Origin of the sequence: Comamonas sp. B-9, assembly GCF_000410635.1 — a bacterium.
Classification (GTDB): Bacteria; Pseudomonadota; Gammaproteobacteria; order Burkholderiales; family Burkholderiaceae_C; genus Comamonas.
This window is the reverse complement of the sequence record NZ_APCR01000621.1, coordinates 1-898: the sequence shown is the minus strand read 5'-3', so window position 1 is coordinate 898 and position 898 is coordinate 1. Positions and strand designations below refer to the sequence as shown.

1 protein-coding gene is annotated in these 898 nt (G+C 52.0%); it reads right to left on the bottom strand.

The features are described 5' to 3' along the window. Positions 1 to 93: 93 nt before the first annotated feature. The coding region (locus H928_RS30655) for a tyrosine-type recombinase/integrase (RefSeq protein ID WP_148293070.1) at positions 94 to 898 on the bottom strand (805 nt) is incomplete at its 5' end.

Below are 898 nucleotides of genomic sequence, written 5' to 3'. Positions count from 1 at the left end.
TTCGAATCTCGCAGGACCCACCAGAATACATAAGCCGCTATAGCTATTAAAGCTATAGCGGCTTTTCTGTTTTATTCCCACGGCGGGAATATGCTAAGACAAGGACTGCCGCTTGGCGACCTTCGACCTGTCGTACACCTTTGCTGTAGTGGCAGGGTTTGCGTGGAGCTCAGGCAGGGCGCCAAAGCGCTCTTTGTACTGAGTTGTGTAATAGGCGCGCAGATCGTGGAACGTGAAGTTCTTTGTGATGATCCCTAGTTCCATGGCCTCTGTTTTAGCCCGGCCCCATCCAGTCGTGAACCCTGACTCAGATACAGGGTTCCCCAGCTGATTGCAGAAAACGTGCAGGCTGGTGTCAGGCCTGGGCAAGACAAGCATTCGATGTGCCAGGTCGAGCATAGCCGGACCCATAGAAATGGTCTCTGCCTTCTTGGCTCCTCCATGCTGCTTTGCGCGCATCAGTCGGATTACTCCAGCTTTCACATCAAGCTGAGGCACCTGAATGTCTAGGAACTCTGATCTACGAGATCCTGCCAAAGACGCAAACTCAGCCATCAAGGCAAGAACCCTTTTGGCCGGGGAAGATTGGCCCAGCCATGCAAGGAAGGCAGCCAGCTCATCAACCTCTGGAGCTTCTGTTCTAGGCGTTTCGCTGTTTTTCTTCACCTGCTTGCAGGGGTTCACATCAATGTCGCCGCGTTCGATTGCAACGTTCATTAGGTTAGACAAGAGTGAAATCTCGCGATTTCCGCGTACCAGTGCGTCGGCGCGCTCTACCCGGAGATAGCGGGCGATATCAGTTGGACGAATGATCTTTGGCGAGACATCACCCATAACCTCTAACAGCTTTACGCTGTATTCTGTGTAATCACTTTTTGTTGATTTCCACACAGAAGTG